Genomic DNA, 17,329 nt, shown 5'->3' with positions numbered 1-17,329 from the left:
GCCGGGCGCCCCCGAGGCCCCGCGCGCGCGGGGCGACCTCGGCGATGCGGGCGCGAGCGGCGCCGGCGGCGATGACGCCCATGTCCGGGTGCTCGACCAGTTGCGGTCGGCGAGCGGGCCGCTGTCGCTGGCGGAGATCAGGCACGCGACCGGGCTCGGGCTGCTGGAGGTGGCCGACGCGGTCGAGCGGCTGCACGACCGGGGGCTGGTCGCGATCGAGCGGGAGATCGACGAGGTCGTCCGGCTGACCGGGCGGTGATCGGAGCCGGATGGCCGGATACCTGGTCGCGGTCTCGCTGAGCTGCCTGGTCGGCGTCGCCGAGCTGGTCAGCCGGTACCGGGACCGCCCCACCACGCTGGTCCGGGTGCCGAGCACCTGGGCGTACGTGCTGATCAACGGGGGAGCGGGCGCCGGGTCGCTGCTGCTCCTGCACACCTTCGGCTGGCGCTTCGGGGTGACGTCGCCGCACGTGGCGGCGGCGACGCAGGTGCTGGTCGCCAGCCTCGGCTCGATGATGGTGTTCCGCAGCGCGGTGTTCACCGTCCGCGTCGGCGACGAGGACGTCGCGGTCGGGCCGAGCACGCTGCTGACCTCGCTGCTGGCCGCCGCGGACCGCGGCGTCGACCGGATGCAGGCCAAGACCCGCGCGCAGGAGGCGGGGGAGATCATGCGCGGGGTCTCGTTCGCCAAGTCGCGGCTGGCGCTGCCGGCGTACTGCCTCGGCCTGCTGCAGAACGTCTCCGCCGAGGACCAGGCGGACCTGCGCACCGCCGTGGACGCGCTGGCCGGCAGCGAGATGACCGACGGGCAGATGGCCCTCAACCTCGGGCTGCTGCTGATGAACGTGGCGGGTCCGGACGTGCTGCGCGCCGCCGTCGACACGCTGCGCGACGAGATCTTGGCGGACGCGCCGTCCCGCGTCCCGCTGCCGCGCAACGGCCAGGCCCGCGCGGGCGGCGACGGCGACCAGCACGCCGAGATGGCGCGCTCGAACCCCGACCAGTGACCCGGAACCGGCGTGGCGATGGGAACGCCCGCGCGGTCGCGCCGGGCGAGACGCGACCGCACGGGCGGTCGTCCCGTCACCGGGGTGGGTCGGTGACGGGACCGGGGCTGGCCTTCATGGCCCGAGGCGGCATGACCCGCCCTCCGGGCCGCGGACTCAGTGGTAGGTGTGCTCGGCGGCCGGGTAGGCGCCGCTGACGACCTCTTCGGCGTAGGTGCGGGCGGCGTCGCTGAGCACGCCGCCGATGTCGGCGAACTTCTTGACGAACTTGGCGGTGTGCGGGGTGAGCCCGGCCATGTCCTGCCAGACCAGCACCTGGGCGTCGGTCTGGTTACCGCCGCCGATGCCGATCGTCGGGATGGACAGCGACGAGGTGACGCGGCCGGCGAGGTCCTCGGGGACGCATTCGAGCACGACGGAGAACGCGCCGGCGGCCTCCAGGGCCTTGGCGTCGGCCATCAGCTCCTCGCCCGCCTGGCCGCGGCCCTGCACCCGGTAGCCGCCGAAGACGTTCACCGACTGCGGGGTGAGGCCGAGGTGGCCCATCACCGGGATGCCGGCGGCGACCATCGCCTCGACCTGCGGCAGGATCCGGCGGCCGCCCTCCACCTTGACGGCGTGCGCGCCGGTCTCCTTGAGGAAGCGGGTGGCGGCCGCGAGCGCCTCGGGGATGCCGGTCTGGTACGAGCCGAACGGCAGGTCGGCGACGACCATCGCGCGCTTGGAGCCGCGGACGACGGCGGCGGCGAGGGGGATCAGGTCGTCGACGGTGACCGGGATGGTCGAGTCGTAGCCGTAGACGACCATCGCGGCGGAGTCGCCGACGAGGAGCACGGGGATGCCGGCCTCGTCGAAGATCCGCGCGGTGAGGGCGTCGTAGGCGGTGAGCATCGGCCACTTCTCGTGCCGCTCCTTGGCGGCGGCGATGTCGCGTACGGTGACCCGTCGCCCGCCGGTACCGCCGTACAGTGCGGTCGGCTGTGCGGGCGGCGCTACAGAAGAAGACATGCAGAACCTCCGGTCTTGAGGCGCCACGGTGGCGTACCCAGACGGATCCGATGGTGCCACTTCGAAAACGATTCGGGTAGCCCCCGAGATTCCCGGATCTTTCCGGCGCCCGGCCGGAACAAAATACGAAACGCTACGGTTGCGTATCGATGCATGGCGGCGTACGTTCCTTACGAAACGAGACGTAGCCGTATCGCATTCCCCCCGTCCACGATCCAAGGAGCACTGTGGACTCCCAGACCGTCCAGCGGCGCCGGTGGTACATCCTCGGCGTCCTGACCGTGAGCCTGCTGGTGGTGGTGCTCGACAACACCATCCTCAACGTCGCGCTCAAGACCATCGCCGACCCGGCGAAGGGCCTCGGCGCCACCCAGAGCCAGCTCGAGTGGTCGATCAACTCCTACACGCTGGTCTTCGCCGGCCTGCTGTTCACCTTCGGCGTCATCGGCGACCGGATCGGCCGCAAGCGCGTGCTGATGGGCGGCATGGCGGTGTTCGCCCTCGCCTCGCTGGCGTCGGCGTACGCGCAGTCGCCCGACCAGCTCATCTACGCCCGCGCCCTGATGGGACTCGGCGGCGCCGCGATCATGCCGCAGACGCTGTCGATCATCTCCAACGTGTTCGAGCCGCACGAGCGCGCCCGCGCCATCGGCATCTGGGCCGGCGCCGTCGGCCTCGGCGTCGCCATCGGCCCGCTCACCGGCGGCCTGCTGCTCGCCCACTTCTGGTGGGGCTCGGTCTTCCTCATCAACGTGCCGGTCATCATCGCCGGCGTCACGCTGATCGCGTTCCTGGTGCCCGAGTCGCGCAATCCCAGCCCCGGACGGCTCGACCCGATCGGCGTCGTGCTGTCGGTCGTCGGCCTGGTCGTGGTGTCGTACGGCATCATCCAGGGCGGTGACAAGGGCGAATGGCTGGCCCTGAGCACCCTCGGCCCGATCCTCGCCGGCCTCGCGGTCCTCGCCCTGTTCGTCTGGCACGAGGCCCACACGGCCTCGCCGGCCTTCGACGTCCGGCTCTTCAAGGACGCCCGCATGTCGGCCGCCGTCGCGTCCATCGCGCTGTGCTTCTTCGCGGCCACCGGCGTGTTCTTCTTCACCAGCTTCTACATGCAGTCCGTGCGGGGGCTCAGCGCGCTGGAGTCCGGCGCGATGGTGCTGCCCTTCGCCGCCGCCCAGCTGATCTTCTCCCCGCGCAGCGCGGGCATGGTCCGCCGGTTCGGCGCGAAGGCCGTCTGCACGTCCGGGCTGCTGCTGGTCACCGTCGCGCTGGCGAGCTACCAGTTCGTCGGCACGGACACCCCCATGTGGATCCTCGGCGTGATCTTCTTCGTGCAGGGCGCCGGGATGGCCAACGTGATGCCGCCCGCGACCGAGTCGGTCATGTCCGCGCTGCCCCGCGAGAAGGCGGGCGCCGGATCGGCCGTCAACAACGTCGCCCGGCAGGTCGCGGTCGCGATGGGCGTCGCCGTCCTCGGCTCCGTCGTCGCGTCGGTGTACCGCGGCGACCTGCACGACCGGCTCGCCGCGCTGCCCGCCGGCGCCCGCGAGGCCGCCGGCGAGTCCATCGAGGGCGCGCACGCCGTCGCCGCCCGGATGGGCACCGCGGGCCAGGGCCTGGTCGGCCCCGCCGACACCGCGTTCGTGCACGCCATGCACACCGCGTCGATCGCCGCCGCCGTCGTGTCGTTCCTCGGCGCCCTGGTCGTCCTGAAGTGGATGCCCGGACGCGCCGCCGCCCCCGCGGTGGAGGAGCAGGCTCCGGCCCCGGAGCCGGAGAAGGCCCGCGTGTGAGAGCGTGAGCATGCCATGAACGACACCACGACCAACCGCGCGCCGGGACGTCCGCGCAGCGAGCGGGCCGAGAAGGCCATCATCGAGGCCACCCTCGACCTGCTCGCCGCGGAGTCCGGGGTGGCCGGCGTCTCCATCGAGGCGGTGGCCGCCCGGGCAGGCGTCGGCAAGACGACCATCTACCGGCGCTGGCCCAGCAAGGAGGCGCTGATCGTGGACGCGCTCGGCGCGGCCAAGGGCGAGCTGCCCCGGCCGTCCGGCGCGTCCGTCCGCGAGGACCTCAACGAGATCGCGCGGACCTTCGCCGCCGAGCGCAAGAAGCGCTACTCCCGCTGCTTCTGGAACGTGGTCGGCAGCGCCGAGAAGCACCCCGAGCTGTACGCCCGGTACAAGCAGGACGTCATCGAGCCGCGCCGCGCCGTCATCCGCGAGGTGCTGCGGCGCGGCATCGAGACCGGGGAGCTGCGGGCCGACGTCGACGTCGAGGTCGGCATCTCGATGCTGACCGGGTCGCTGTCCACCAAGACCCCGCAGGACGCCTTCCCCGAGGGGTACGCGGAGGCGGTCGTCGACTCCCTGATGAGGGGGATCGGCGCGCCGTCCTGACCGGATCCGGCGCCTCCGCCCGGGGGCGCCGGGGGCCCGCTCCCTCGGGAGACGGCGACCGGGAACCCGCGTACCGCACGGTTTTCGGCCCCGTAACCGTGATCTTCTCCCGCCGATCACGTGTCATGCCCCATACTGTCGCTGGGTAGTGCTGAGACGACCGGCTGTCTGGAGCGCGTCAGGTGAGATCCGTCATGGCGCCGCGAGGCGATGCGCCCGCCACCGATTCGGCGTCCCGGACCCTGGTCCTGGGCGTGGACGGGGCCCGGCGGGTCGTCCAGTGCGGTCCCAACGCCGCGGCCGTCATCGGCCGCGCCCCGCAGGAGCTGATCGGCCGCCTGGCCGCCGACCTCGTCGCCGACGAGGCCAAGGCCGAGCTCGAGACGCTGCTGGAGGCGCTGGCCGCCGGCCAGGAGCGCACCGCCGTGCTGGCCGTCCCGCGCGGTGACGGCGGCCCGTCCCCGGACGCGGTCGTCACCGCCCAGCCGATGCTCGGCGGCGAGACCGGCGCCGGCCCCGCCGGCCTGCTGTACGTCCGGGTGCCGCTGCCGCCCAGCGAGCGCTACCAGGACCCGGCCCTGATGCGGCGCGCCCTGATGGACGACCAGCTCACCCGGTTCGGCGCGTCCCTCGACCTCGACCAGTCCGCCCGCGGACTCGTCGACGTCGTCGTCCCGCACTACTGCAACGCCGCGTCCGTGCTGGTGCTGGAGAGCCTCGTCGCCGCCGACGAGGTGCACAGCGAGTCCGGCGCGGCCGTCCTGCGCCGCATCGCCGTCACCTCCGACGACGGCAACCCGGCCTGGGGCGCCACCTTCCCCGTCGGCGAGGTGCTGGTGTTCCCCGAGGGCACCCCCTACCGCCAGGTGATGGAGACCGCCCAGCCCGTCCACCTGCCGCACATCGACGCCGACGCGGCCGGCGACATCGGCGACAAGTGGCGCCGCCGCCCCGCCGGCGACCTGCTCGCCGGCGTCTCCATGGTGCTGCTGCCGATGATCGCCCGCGACACCCTGCTCGGCTTCATCGCCTGCACCCGCATCCCCGGCTTCCGCAAGTTCGACGCCTACGACGTCGAGATCGGCATGGAGTTCGCCGCCCGCGCCGCGATCGTCATCGACAACGCCCGGCAGTTCAGCCGCGAGCGCTCCACCGCGCTCGCGCTGCAGCGCAGCCTGCTGCCGCTGCGGCTGTCCGCGCCGTCCTCGGTCGAGGTCCGGCACCGCTACCTGCCCGGCAGCAAGCTGGTCGAGGTCGGCGGCGACTGGTACGAGTCGATCGCGCTGCCCGGCGCCCGCGTCGCGCTCATCGTCGGCGACGTCGCCGGGCACGGGGTGCGCGCCGCCGTCACGATGGGTCGGCTGCGCACCGCCCTGCACACCCTCGCCAACCTCGAACTGCCGCCCGCCGACGCCCTGCACGTCATGCACGAGCTGATGATCGAGCTCGGCGAGCAGGAACCGCACTTCGCCACCTGCGTGTACGCGGTCTACGACGCCACCACCGGCACCATCGAGATCGCCTCCGCCGGGCACCTGCCGCCGCTGTTGGCGGGCCCGTCCGGCGACACCGAGTACCTCACCGTCCCGCCCGCGCCGCCGCTCGGCGTCGCCGGCGGCACCGCCATCGAGAGCCGCGAGTTCACCGTCGAGGACGGCAGCCTGTTCGTCATCTACACCGACGGCCTCGTCGAGAACCGCGGCCGCGACATCGACGACGGCCTCGCCCGCCTCAAGGGCATCTTCGGGCCCGGCGCCGTCGACCGCCCGATGGAGGACCTCGCCAAGGCGACCCTCGCCGGCGTCTACGCCGACCAGCACCGCGACGACATCGCCGTGCTCATCGCCCGGCTGCGCCGCATCCCCGAGGACCGGTTCGTCTCCTGGACGCTGCCCGCCGACCCCGCCGCCGTCCGCCGCGCCCGCGGCCTCGTCCGCACCCAACTGGCGGAGTGGGACCTGGAGGAGCTGGACTACACCACCGAGCTCCTCGCGTCCGAGCTCATCACCAACGCCCTGCGCTACGCCCCCGGCCCGATCGAGCTGCGCCTGCTCTTCGAGCGCACCCTCGTTTGCGAGGTTCTGGACCGGTCCGCCGCGCTGCCCCGGCTGCGCCGCGCCGAGGACGACGACGAGAACGGCCGCGGCCTCCTCGTCGTCAGCCAGCTCGCGCACCGCTGGGGCACCCGCCGCACCGCCGCCGGCAAGGTCGTCTGGTGCGAGCAGACCGTCCCCGGCATCGACCCCGACCCGGTCGACCTGGACTCGGCCTGGCCCGGCGAAAGCCACCACAGGGAGTAACGCCCGCGCCGGGCCGCGGCGCCCTCCGCCGCCCGGTCAGCGCGCCGTTCCGTGCCGGTGAGGCCGTGCCGTGCCGTCGAGGTCGATCCGGACCGTCCGAAGCTCCGTGCCGATGAGGCGGACGAGCGCGCTGTTCATCCGGGGCAGCCGCTTCAGCCGCTGTTTCGCGTTGTCGTCATCGAGGACGGTGGCGGTCCCGTTGTGGTCCCGGCGGTGAATCCGTGTCCGGTCAGGCCGGCGCGGCGTCCGGCGGGCGCCATGAAGGACCCGGGCGCCGCCAGGACGATTCCGTCGCGGGTGGTGGCGGTGACCTCGACCGGCGCGACGACGGGATACCCGTCGGCTCCCACCCGGCCGAGCAGCCGGTGCGGCAGCGCGCGCAGCTGTTTCGCGGCGCGCTCGTGGTCGACGCGCGGCCCGGTCCCCTTGGCCGGCGGTCATTGCGGCGGCGGTGGTCCGCCCGGGAGCGGTCGTCCGACGACGGTGGGCGCCACGGCGCACCGTCGGTCCGGGAACGCGATGATCCGGTCCGCCCGGACGCGGACGGTCACGCGGTCCCAGAAGAACGGTGCGAGCCACCGGTCCCAGCCGGGCCCGCCGAGACCGGCCGGGCCGAGGACCATGCCGGGCCGGTGCCGGCACCCGCCGAGCACGACGACCGTCCCGGGCGCCCGGCCTGTCGGTCGTGACGGGGGTTCCAGGGGGTCGCCCCCCTGGGTAAGCAGGGTCAGCCCTCGCGCCAGCGGGTGGTTATGGGGAGGCGGCGGTCGCGGCCGAAGTTCTTCGGGGTGATCTTGGGGCCGGGCGGGTACTGGCGGCGCTTGTACTCGGCGAGGTCGACCAGGCGGATGACGCGGTCGGTCAGGGCGGGGTCGTGGCCGGCGGCGACCAGGGCGTCGCGGCCGAGGTCGCGCTCGACGTAGTCGGCGAGGAGCGGGTCGAGGACGGAGTAGTCGGGCAGGCTGTCGATGTCGCGCTGGCCGGGGCGCAGCTCGGCGGACGGCTCCTTGTCGATGATCACCTGCGGGATGGGCTCCTGCGCGAAGGGGTGCAGGAACGGCAGGTCCGCACCGGCCTGGGTGTTGCGCCAGCGGGCGAGGTCCCAGACGGTGGTCTTGAAGACGTCCTTGATGGGGCCGAAGCCGCCCGCGGAGTCGCCGTAGAGGGTGGAGTAGCCGGTGGCGAGCTCGCTCTTGTTGCCGCCGGTCAGCACGAGGTGCCCGTGCTCGTTGGACAGGCCCATCCAGACGTTGGCGCGGATGCGGGCCTGGAGGTTCTCGGCGGCGAGGCCGTGCAGGTCCAGTTCGGCCTCGAACGCCTCGACCATCGCGGCGATCGGGACGGTCCGGGCGTTGATCCCCTGGCGTTTGACGAGGTCCTCGGCGTCGGTGACGGAGCCCTCGGAGGAGTAGCGGCTCGGCAGCAGGACGGCGTGCACGTTCTCCGGGCCGATGGCGTCGGAGGCGATGGTGGCGACGAGGGCGGAGTCGATGCCGCCGGACAGGCCGAGGACGACCGAGCGGAAGCCGTTCTTGCGGATGTAGTCGCGGGTGCCGAGGACGAGCGCCCCGTACACCTCGGCCATGTCGTCGAGGGGTTCGGCGACGGTCTGCGGCGCGACCGGGTAGGCGGGCAGCGGGTCGGCGGACAGTTCGAGCCGGTCGATGGTGATGGTGGTGCCGTCGTGGGCGTCGACCGGGGTGCGGCCCGGCTCGGCGGCGGGGTCGGCGGCGGGCAGCGCGAGGTCGGCGACGAGGAGGTGGTCGGTGAACTGGGGGGCGCGGGCGAGCAGGGAGCCGTCCGGGCCGACGATGACGGAGTCGCCGTCGAAGACCAGCTCGTCCTGGCCGCCGACCATGTTGACGTAGGCGAGGGCGCAGCCGGCCTCGCGGGCGCGTCCGGCGCACAGGCCGAGGCGGACGTCGTCCTTGTCGCGCTCGTAGGGGGAGGCGTTGAGGACGAGCAGCAGCCCGGCGCCGGCCTCGCCGGCGACGCTGACCGGGCCGCCGTCCTGCCAGAGGTCCTCGCAGATGGCGGTGGCGACGTCGACGCCGTGGACGCGGACCACGGGCAGCCGGTCGCCGCGCACGAAGATGCGGTACTCGTCGAACACGCCGTAGTTGGGCAGGTGGTGCTTGGCCGACCGGACGAGCACCTCGCCGCCGTGCAGCCACGCGGCGGCGTTCAGCGGCAGGCCGGACGGCTGGCCGGCGCGGACCAGGCCGACCGGCGGGCGGTCGAGGTGGCCGGTGACGACGGGCAGGTCGCCGAGGCCCTCGTCGGCGAGGCGCGCGGCGAGGTGTTCCAGGGCGCGCCGGGACGCCTCGACGAAGGACGCGCGCAGCGCGAGGTCCTCGACGGGGTATCCGGTCAGCATCATCTCGGGGAAGGCGACCAGGTGCGCGCCCGCGGCGGCGGCGCGGCGGGCCCATTCCACGATCAGGTCGGCGTTGCCGCCGAGGTCGCCGACGGTCGGGTTCACCTGCGCGAGCGCGATCCTGAGCTGTGCCACGGCTCCAGCCTAGTTCGGCCGCAGGGGTGTCGTCACTATGACGAAAAGGTGGTGTCGATCACCGCGGCGCGGCGCCGCCGGATCGCCGGGGCGAGCGCGAGCTGCCCGGCGGCGGCGGTGAAGGCCAGGGCGGCGCAGCTCGGCCAGAGCAGCGCCGGCCCGCCGGCGCCGAGCAACTGGGTGCCGCCGAGCGGCGCCAGCAGGAACCCGCCCGACCACGCCATCCCGTACAGGCCGCTGTAGCGGCCGCGCAGGTGCGGCGGCGCGAGGTCGGCGACGACCGCCTGCAGCACGGACGCGGCGATGATCTCGCCGAGCGTCCACACCAGGATCGCCGCGGCGTAGCCGGGCAGCGAGGACATCAGCGAGGTGAGCCCGTACCCGGCGCCGACCAGCACGAACCCGGCGGCCAGGACCCGGCTGTGGTCGTGCCGGCTCAGCCACGCGCCGACGAGCGGCTGCACGACGATGATCAGCACGCCGTTGGTGGCGAAGGCGATGCCGTAGTCCTGCGGCCCCAGCCCGACCTCCCGCATCGCCAGCGGCATCGTCGTCATGCACTGCATCAGCACGAACGTGTAGCACAGCATGACCATCGCGTAGCCGACCATGACCCGGTCGCGCAGCACGCGGCCGAACCCGCCCGGCGCGGCGTCCCGGCCGTCGGCGCGCGTCCGGGTCTCCGGGACGGCGCGCCACACCAGCAGCCCGAACGCCGCGCAGGTGAGCGCGTCGATCCAGAACAGCAGCTGGAAGCCCTCGCGGGCGAGGGTGCCGCCGAGCACCATCGAGAACGCCCAGCCGAGGTTGACGGCCCAGAACAGCAGCCCGAACGCGCGCGGCCGCTCCGCCGGGGAGATGATGTCGGCGACCATCGCCTGGGCCGCGGGCCGGTACATGTCGAGGAGCAGGCCGAGGACGAGCGCCGCCACCGTGATCATCGCGATCCCGTGCGCGTTCCCGAGCGCCAGCATCGCCGCGCCCGTGCCGACGGTCGCGCCGGTCAGGGTCACGCGCCGGCCGAGCCGGTCGGCGAGCGCGCCGCCCGCGATCTGCCCGCCGAACGAGCCGGCGCCGAGCACCGCCATCACCGCGCCCGCCTGCCCGAGCGACAGGCCCCGCGCCGAGGTCAGGTACAGGCCGAGGAACGGCTCGACCATCGTGCCGAGCCGGTTGAGCAGCGAGCCCGCCCACAGCACCCAGAACGTCCGGGGCAGGCCGCCGACCCGCGGCCGCAGGAACGCCGCGATCCGGCCCGGCGGGGGACCGACAGGAGTGTCGTCCATGGTGGTCACTTGCACGATGGTCCGGGAACGCGACGGACGGCGGCATTGATTTAGTGTGGGCTAAATGACCGGTGCTGCGCGGTGATCGAGTTCGTCTTCGCGCCGGACGACGCCGCCCGCGTCCGGTTCGCGTTCTCGCCGCTGTGGGAGCTGGTCCGCAGCCTGCGGGTGCTCACCGACCCGTCGGGCCACGCGCTGCACCTGCCATGGGTGCACGGCGTCCGGCCCCGGCTGCGCGGCCTCGACATGGGGCCGCTGATGGCGGCCGTCCCGTCCTGGGGGTACATCCCGGACTTCCTCACCCCGCCGCCGGACACGCCGCTGCCCGATCTGGACGCCGAACTGGAGATCGTCCGCAACACGCCGCCCGAGGTCGTCGCGGACGAGCTGCGCTGGACCGAGCCGGGGCGCCGCGCGGACCCGGCGCGCCTCGCGATGGCCGCCGCACCCGAACGCACCCTGGAGACGCTCGTCGGCCTGCTGGAGCGGTACTGGTCCGCCGCCGTCGAACCGCACTGGCCGCGGCTGCGCGACCTCCTCGAAGGGGACGTCCTGCGCCGCACCCGCGCGCTCGCGGCGCACGGCACCGCCGGGGTGTTCGGCGACCTGCACGACGACGTCTCCTGGCGCTCGGGGACCCTGACGGTCGACCGACGGTGGGACTTCCGCGGCGAACTGCTGGGCCGCGGGCTGCTGCTGGTCCCGAGCGCGTTCGTGTGGCCGAACGTGTCGGTGATGGTGCCGCCCTACCAGCCCATGCTCAGCTACCCGCCGAACGGCGTCGCGACGCTGTGGGAGACCGGCCGCGACCGCGGCGCGGGCCCGCGCGCTCTCGCCGCGCTGATCGGCCGCCGCCGCGCCGAACTGCTCACCGCGCTCGCCACGCCCGCGTCCACGACGGAGCTGGCCGGACGGATGGGCGTGACGGCCGGCGCCGTCAGCCAGCACCTCGGCGTCCTGCGCGCCTGCGGCCTGGTCACCGGCCACCGCCTGGGCCGCCGCGTCCTCTACGCCCGCACCCCGAGCGGTGATGCCCTGGCCGACGGCGCCGGCCGCGCAGCTCTTTGACCTCAGCCCGCAACGACCTCAAGCGCAGCGATCGCCGCAGGGCCCGCCGAAGGAGGGCGCTCTAGCGCCCGACGCCAAGGGCTCTGCAATCAGATAGCGCATCCAATCGGAGTTGGGCGGGGGCGGCGGATTCGTAGCGGCCGGACTCGGCGAGCCAGTCCAGGTGCGCGCGCGGGGTGTCCAGGAGGATCTTGACGACCTGCGCGGCGGCGGCGCGCTGCGCGACCGTGAGCTGCAGGCGGTCGAGCATCTCGGGCAGCCGGCGGGCCGCCGTCCACGCCTGCTCCAGCCGGGCGGCGACGCGGTCGGCCACCGCGGCGGCGGCCCGCTCCGGCGGCAGGCCGTGCGCGGCGGCCAGGACGGCGGGCAGGCCGTGCACGTCGCCGCGCTCGCTCTCCATCTCGTGCGAGGCGAGGTCGTTGGACCAGGCGACGACGTCGGCGACGCTCTCGGCGAGGGTCAGCCAGCACGGCGTGCGCAGCAGCCGGGCGGGCAGCTCGACGCCGAGCACCGGCTCGACCAGGTCGTACAGGAACGGCCCGCACGCGCGGCGGCGCAGCGGCAGGTACTCCGCCGGCGTCGGGACGTGCCGGATGCGCCGGTTGACGGCCTCCTCGGCGCAGCCGTCGCGGTGCGCCTCCAGCTGCAGCATGAACCGGCGGCGCCAGTCCCGGCTCATCCCCTTGGACGTGGCCTGCCACAGCTCGACCAGGGCCGACTCCAGCGGGCGGGCGCCGGGGCGGGCGTGGCCGCGCCGCATCGCGCGCAGCAGGTCGTCGTACAGGGCGTGCACGGCGCTGCCGCTGTCGGCGAGCGGCGGGTGGTCGAGGGTGTCGTCCAGCGCGAGCGCCCAGGTGAGCCAGCGGGCGAACAGGTCGACGGCGGTCAGGTCGGCGTCCGGGAAGACGCGGGCGGCCAGCCGCTCGCAGCGGGCGCGGCCGAGCGGCGAGGTGTCCGGATCTCCGAGCACCAGGCCGCGGCCGCGCGCCCAGGCCTCCACCTGCGCGCCCAGCTGCCAGGACTCCGGGTGCATGGCCGAGGGGGCGGCCAGCGGGGCCGCCCGGTCGGTCATCGAGAGAAGAAGAGAGATGTCCACGGCACGGTCCACGCTAATGATCAACGTCCGGCCGGACCATGATCGCAACGTCAATTCTCGGGAAACGCCCGGCGCGGTCGGTCAGCGGCGAGTATGCCGTTCGCCCAGGCCGGCATGGCATAGTTCGGTGATCGCGAAGAGCTCGACTCAGGAGGAAACGTGTCCAGACGGACCACGCGGTGGGCACTGGGCGCGGGCGTCGCCGCCCTTGCGCTGACCGCTTCGGCGTGCGGCGGCAGCGACGGCGCGACCGTGCAGGGCGTCAAGCTCATCAAGAAGGGTGCGCTGACGTCGTGCACTCACCTGCCGTACCCGCCGTTCCAGGTGGAGCAGGGCGGCAAGGTGGTCGGCTTCGACGTCGACATGATCGACCTCGTCGCCAAGAAGCTGGGCGTGACGCAGAAGGTCGTCGACACCCCGTTCGAGACGATGAAGACGGGCGCGGCGCTGAACGCCGGCAAGTGCGACATCGTCATGGGCGGCATGACGATCAAGCCGGACCGGGTCAAGTTCATGGACGTCAGCGAGCCCTACTTCGACGCCACGCAGTCGCTGATGGCCAAGAAGGGCAGCGGCATCACGAGCCTGGACGACGTCAAGTCCAGGAAGCTGAAGCTGGGCTCGCAGGCGGGCACCACCGGCGAGGACTACGTCAAGGGCAAGGGCTTCGACCCGTCGTCGTTCGACAACTCCAACGCCGAGCTGGACGGCCTGCGCACCGGCCAGGTGGACGTGATCGTGCAGGACGACCCGGTCGTGAGGGGCTGGCTGAAGGACCCGGCGAACAGCAAGTACGAGGTCGCCGCGAACCTCAACACCGGTGAGCGGTACGGCTTCTGGATCCGCAAGGACCACAACAAGAAGCTGGTCGAGCTGACGAACCAGGCGATCGAGCAGGCGAAGCAGGACGGGACGTACAAGAAGATCTACGAGAAGTGGATCGGTCCAATGCCGGCCGCCGCCGGTAAGCCGGCGTGACCGCGGACCAGGCGGCGCCCGTCGCGGCGCCCGGCGGGCTGTCCCGCCGGGCCCGCCGGCGGCTGTCGCTCGGCGGCCAGTACGGCCTGTTCATCGTCGTCGTGGTGCTGATCGCCTCGCTGGCGAACTGGCCGCAGCTGCATACGAACTTCGCCAACTGGAGCGTCGCGAAGACCCTGTTCCCCGACATCATCACCGTCGGGCTGCGCAACACCGCCGTCTACACGGCCGTCGGGTTCGGCATCGGCCTCGTGCTGGGCCTGGTCATCGCGCTCATGCGGCTGTCGCCGGTGCTGCCGTACCGGTGGTTCGCGACCGGCTACATCGAGATGTTCCGCGGCCTGCCGCTGCTGCTGATCTTCATCTTCGTCGGCGTCGGCGTGCCGCTGGCGTTCCCCGGCACGAACATCCCGGGCGGCGCGGTCGGGCAGGCGGGCCTCGCCCTCGGGCTGGCCGCCGCCGCGTACATGGCCGAGACGATCCGGGCCGGCATCGAGGCCGTCCCGAAGGGGCAGCTGGAGGCGGCGCGCTCGCTCGGCATGTCGCAGGGCCGGGCGATGCGGTCGATCATCCTGCCGCAGGCGTTCCGGATCATCATCCCGCCGCTCACCAACGAGCTGGTCCTGCTGTGCAAGGACTCCTCGCTGGTGCTGTTCCTCGGCATCACGCTGGAGCAGCGCGAGCTCACCAAGTTCGGCCGGGACCTCGCCGGCCAGCAGGGCAACACCACGCCGATCATCGTGGCGGGCATCTGCTATCTGATCATCACGATCCCGCTGAGCCTGCTGGCCAGGCGGCTGGAGGCGCGGCAGCGCAGGGAGCAGCGATGACGACTCCGGACGACACGACCGGCACGGGCCGGGCCGTCGAGATCAGCGGGCTGCACAAGTCGTTCGGTCCGAACGAGGTGCTGCGCGGCATCGACTTCCACGTCGAGCGCGGCGAGGTGGTGTGCGTCATCGGCCCGTCCGGGTCGGGCAAGTCGACGCTGCTGCGCTGCGTGAACCTGCTGGAGGAGCCGACCGCGGGGACGGTCCGCGTCGGCGGCGTGGAGGTCACCGACCCCGACGTCGACATCGACGCGGTGCGCCGCCGGATCGGCATGCTGTTCCAGTCCTTCAACCTGTTCCCGCACCTGACGGCGCTCGGCAACGTCACGATCGCGCAGCGCAAGGTGCTGAAGCGCGACAAGGCGGAGGCCGAGCGGATCGCCCGCGAGAACCTGGAGCGGGTGGGGCTCGCCGACAAGGTGGACGCCTACCCGGGCAAGCTCTCCGGCGGCCAGCAGCAGCGCGTGGCGATCGCCCGCGCGCTGGCGATGGGCCCGGACGTGATGCTGTTCGACGAGCCGACGTCCGCGCTGGACCCCGAGCTGGTCGGCGACGTGCTGGGCGTCATGCGCGGCCTGGCCGAGGCGGGGATGACCATGCTCGTCGTCACCCACGAGATGTCGTTCGCCCGCGAGGTCGCCGACCGGGTGGTGTTCATGGACGGCGGCGTCGTCGTCGAGGAGGGCCCGCCGTCCCGGGTGATCGCCGATCCGGAGCACGAGCGGACCCGCGCTTTTCTGTCCCGGGTGCTCGATCCGGCGGCCGCGCGGGTGGAAGGCTCCGGTCTGTCGGATAAGTTCGGTTCAGACGGGGCGAACGCGTAACGTCGCGGTAACAGCGTCCGGGCATACTGCAAGCTGGGCCGGACAGTGCGGCCGGCACCGCGTCACCGAGGGAGAGGGCTTTGGACCGTCAGCAGGAGTTCGTGCTCCGCACGCTGGAGGAGCGCGACATCCGCTTCATCCGGCTGTGGTTCACCGACGTGCTCGGGTTCCTCAAGTCGGTGGCCGTGGCGCCCGCCGAACTGGAGGGCGCCTTCGGCGAGGGCATCGGTTTCGACGGGTCGGCGATCGAGGGCTTCGCCCGCGTGTACGAGGCCGACATGATCGCCAAACCGGACCCGTCCACGTTCCAGGTGCTGCCGTGGCGCTCGGAGGCGCCCGGCGTCGGCCGGATGTTCTGCGACATCCTGATGCCGGACGGCACGCCGAGCTTCGCCGACCCGCGGTACGTGCTCAAGCGGGCGCTGGCCCGCGCCGCCGACCTCGGGTTCACCTTCTACACCCACCCCGAGATCGAGTTCTTCCTGCTCAACGACAAGCCGGAGGACGGCCGCGAGCCCGACCCGGCGGACGCGGGCGGGTACTTCGACCACACCCCGCACAGCGCGGCGCACGACTTCCGGCGCAACGCGATCATGATGCTGGAGTCGATGGGCATCTCGGTGGAGTTCAGCCACCACGAGGGCGCCCCGGGCCAGCAGGAGATCGACCTGCGGTACGCCGACGCGCTCACCACCGCCGACAACATCATGACGTTCCGGCTGGTGATGAAGGAGGTCGCGCTCGACCAGGGCGTGCACGCCACGTTCATGCCGAAGCCGTTCACCGAGCACCCCGGGTCCGGCATGCACACCCACATGTCGCTGTTCGAGGGCGACCGCAACGCGTTCTACGAGCCGGGCGCGGAGTTCAAGCTCTCCAAGGTCGGCCGCGCGTTCATCGCGGGCGTGCTGCGGCACTCCGCGGAGATCACCGCGGTGTGCAACCAGTGGGTGAACTCCTACAAGCGGCTGTGGGGCAACGTCGGGTCCGCGGCGGGCGCCGGGGGAGAGGCCCCGTCCTACATCTGCTGGGGCCACAACAACCGGTCGGCGCTCGTCCGGGTGCCGATGTACAAGCCGCACAAGGGCCACTCGACCCGCATCGAGTTCCGGTCCCTGGACACCGCCGCGAACCCCTACCTGGCGTTCGCGGCGATCCTCGGCGCCGGCCTCAAGGGCATCGAGGAGGGCTACGAGCTCCCGCAGGGCGCCGAGGACGACGTGTGGGCGCTCACCCCGGCCGAGCGGCGCGCCCTCGGCATCGAGCCGCTGCCGCAGAACCTGGACGAGGCCGTCCGCGCGATGGAGCGCAGCGAGCTGATGGCCGACGTCCTCGGCGAGCACGTGTTCGACTTCTTCCTGCGCAACAAGCGCCAGGAATGGGAGGACTACCGGCGCCAGGTGACCGAGTTCGAGCGCAAGAGGCTGCTGGCGGTGCTCTGACCGGAATACGGTTGGAACGTGAGCGAGCCGTGGATCTCCGACCGTCGCCGTCCCTCTCTCGCCGGCCGGCTGGCGCGGCTCGGGTTCACCGACGCCGGGCGGGCCGAGCGGCTGCTGGTGGAGGCCGAGCGCGCCGCCGGCGCCGGGATCGGTGACGATCTCCTCGACGCCCTCGGCGGCACCGCCGACCCCGATCTCGCGCTGAACGGCCTGCTGCGGGTGCTGGCGTCCGCCGACGAGCGGGGCGCGGGGGCCGATCTGCGCGCCGCCCTCGAACGGGAGCCGGGCACCCGGGAGCGGCTCGCCGCCGTCCTCGGGGTCAGCGACGCCCTCGGCGACCATCTCGTCCGGCACCCCGAGCACTGGCGGGTGCTGCGCGACGACGGGACCCCGGGCGAGGCGGGCGGCCCGGCGGCGGGCGCGCTGCGCGCCGCGCTGCTGGAGGCGGTGGGCGCCGACCCGTCCCGGGACGACCCCGTCGCGTCCGGCGCCGGCCACGAGGCCCTCGTCGCGCTGCGAGCCGCCTACCGGGCGCGGCTGCTGTCGCGGGCCGGCCGCGACCTGATCGGCGGCGCGGAC

General features: G+C 73.1%; 15 protein-coding genes and 1 pseudogene. 11 read left to right on the top strand and 5 right to left on the bottom strand.

Annotated elements, in window-relative coordinates; all coding sequences use genetic code 11:
* Positions 1-259, top strand: a 259-nt coding sequence (locus ABD296_RS45060; RefSeq protein ID WP_344283106.1) for a hypothetical protein, incomplete at its 5' end; no start/stop codon positions are given.
* A gap of 10 nt (positions 260-269) precedes the next feature.
* The gene (locus ABD296_RS45055) at positions 270-1,007 is read left to right on the top strand and encodes a hypothetical protein (protein ID WP_344283103.1); all 738 of its coding nucleotides are present in this window, start codon (positions 270-272) and stop codon (positions 1,005-1,007) included.
* Positions 1,008-1,163: 156 nt separating this feature from the next.
* Here the strand turns inward: ABD296_RS45055 and panB are convergent, their stop codons facing one another.
* Positions 1,164-2,015: a 3-methyl-2-oxobutanoate hydroxymethyltransferase gene (gene panB, locus ABD296_RS45050; protein WP_344283100.1), complete on the bottom strand. Its 852-nt coding sequence runs from the start codon at positions 2,013-2,015 to the stop codon at positions 1,164-1,166.
* 227 nt (positions 2,016-2,242) lie between these two features.
* Here panB and ABD296_RS45045 point away from each other — a divergent pair, with 227 nt between their 5' ends.
* The 3 genes from ABD296_RS45045 (at position 2,243) to ABD296_RS45035 (ending at position 6,714) form a co-directional block, all read left to right on the top strand.
* A complete protein-coding gene (locus tag ABD296_RS45045; RefSeq protein WP_344283097.1) occupies positions 2,243-3,808 on the top strand; it encodes an MFS transporter in 1,566 nt (521 codons plus the stop codon).
* A 15-nt stretch (positions 3,809-3,823) separates the two neighbouring features.
* The gene (locus ABD296_RS45040; protein ID WP_344283094.1) at positions 3,824-4,414 is read left to right on the top strand and encodes a TetR/AcrR family transcriptional regulator; all 591 of its coding nucleotides are present in this window, start codon (positions 3,824-3,826) and stop codon (positions 4,412-4,414) included.
* 194 nt (positions 4,415-4,608) lie between these two features.
* Positions 4,609-6,714 (top strand): SpoIIE family protein phosphatase, encoded by a 2,106-nt coding sequence (locus ABD296_RS45035; protein WP_344283091.1) that lies wholly within the window; start codon positions 4,609-4,611, stop codon positions 6,712-6,714.
* Positions 6,715-6,866: 152 nt separating this feature from the next.
* Here ABD296_RS45035 and ABD296_RS45030 read toward each other — a convergent pair whose 3' ends face one another.
* The 3 genes from ABD296_RS45030 to ABD296_RS45020 form a co-directional block, all read right to left on the bottom strand.
* Positions 6,867-7,064: a hypothetical protein gene (locus ABD296_RS45030; protein ID WP_344283088.1), complete on the bottom strand. Its 198-nt coding sequence runs from the start codon at positions 7,062-7,064 to the stop codon at positions 6,867-6,869.
* Positions 7,065-7,441: 377 nt separating this feature from the next.
* Positions 7,442-9,226, bottom strand: coding sequence for an NAD+ synthase (locus ABD296_RS45025; RefSeq protein ID WP_344283085.1), 1,785 nt, complete (start codon positions 9,224-9,226; stop codon positions 7,442-7,444).
* Between the two features lie 35 nt (positions 9,227-9,261).
* The gene (locus tag ABD296_RS45020) at positions 9,262-10,512 is read right to left on the bottom strand and encodes an MDR family MFS transporter (protein ID WP_344283109.1); all 1,251 of its coding nucleotides are present in this window, start codon (positions 10,510-10,512) and stop codon (positions 9,262-9,264) included.
* A gap of 81 nt (positions 10,513-10,593) precedes the next feature.
* Here ABD296_RS45020 and ABD296_RS45015 point away from each other — a divergent pair, with 81 nt between their 5' ends.
* Entirely contained in the window at positions 10,594-11,580 is a 987-nt protein-coding gene (locus ABD296_RS45015; protein WP_344283082.1) for an ArsR/SmtB family transcription factor, read from the top strand.
* A gap of 61 nt (positions 11,581-11,641) precedes the next feature.
* Here the strand turns inward: ABD296_RS45015 and ABD296_RS45010 are convergent, their stop codons facing one another.
* Complete coding sequence (locus ABD296_RS45010; protein WP_344283079.1) at positions 11,642-12,652, bottom strand: terpene synthase family protein; 1,011 nt, start codon at positions 12,650-12,652, stop codon at positions 11,642-11,644.
* A 183-nt stretch (positions 12,653-12,835) separates the two neighbouring features.
* Here ABD296_RS45010 and ABD296_RS45005 point away from each other — a divergent pair, with 183 nt between their 5' ends.
* From ABD296_RS45005 to ABD296_RS44985, 5 genes and pseudogenes are all read left to right on the top strand, one after another.
* Complete coding sequence (locus ABD296_RS45005; RefSeq protein WP_344283076.1) at positions 12,836-13,654, top strand: transporter substrate-binding domain-containing protein; 819 nt, start codon at positions 12,836-12,838, stop codon at positions 13,652-13,654.
* Positions 13,651-14,484 (top strand): amino acid ABC transporter permease, encoded by an 834-nt coding sequence (locus tag ABD296_RS45000; protein ID WP_344283073.1) that lies wholly within the window; start codon positions 13,651-13,653, stop codon positions 14,482-14,484. The genes ABD296_RS45005 and ABD296_RS45000 overlap by 4 nt, the downstream gene beginning before the upstream one ends.
* Complete coding sequence (locus tag ABD296_RS44995) at positions 14,481-15,308, top strand: amino acid ABC transporter ATP-binding protein (protein WP_344283070.1); 828 nt, start codon at positions 14,481-14,483, stop codon at positions 15,306-15,308. Before ABD296_RS45000 ends, ABD296_RS44995 begins: the two co-directional genes overlap by 4 nt.
* 80 nt (positions 15,309-15,388) lie before the next feature.
* The gene (locus ABD296_RS44990) at positions 15,389-16,750 is read left to right on the top strand and encodes a glutamine synthetase family protein (protein ID WP_285915026.1); all 1,362 of its coding nucleotides are present in this window, start codon (positions 15,389-15,391) and stop codon (positions 16,748-16,750) included.
* A gap of 18 nt (positions 16,751-16,768) precedes the next feature.
* Positions 16,769-17,329: pseudogene (locus ABD296_RS44985) on the top strand (bifunctional [glutamine synthetase] adenylyltransferase/[glutamine synthetase]-adenylyl-L-tyrosine phosphorylase); the annotation flags it as partial.

The organism is Actinomadura napierensis, assembly GCF_039529375.1.
GTDB classification, from domain to species: domain Bacteria; phylum Actinomycetota; class Actinomycetes; order Streptosporangiales; family Streptosporangiaceae; genus Spirillospora; species Spirillospora napierensis.
Note: the sequence above shows the minus strand (reverse complement) of the source record. Positions and strands in the feature narration are given on the sequence as shown.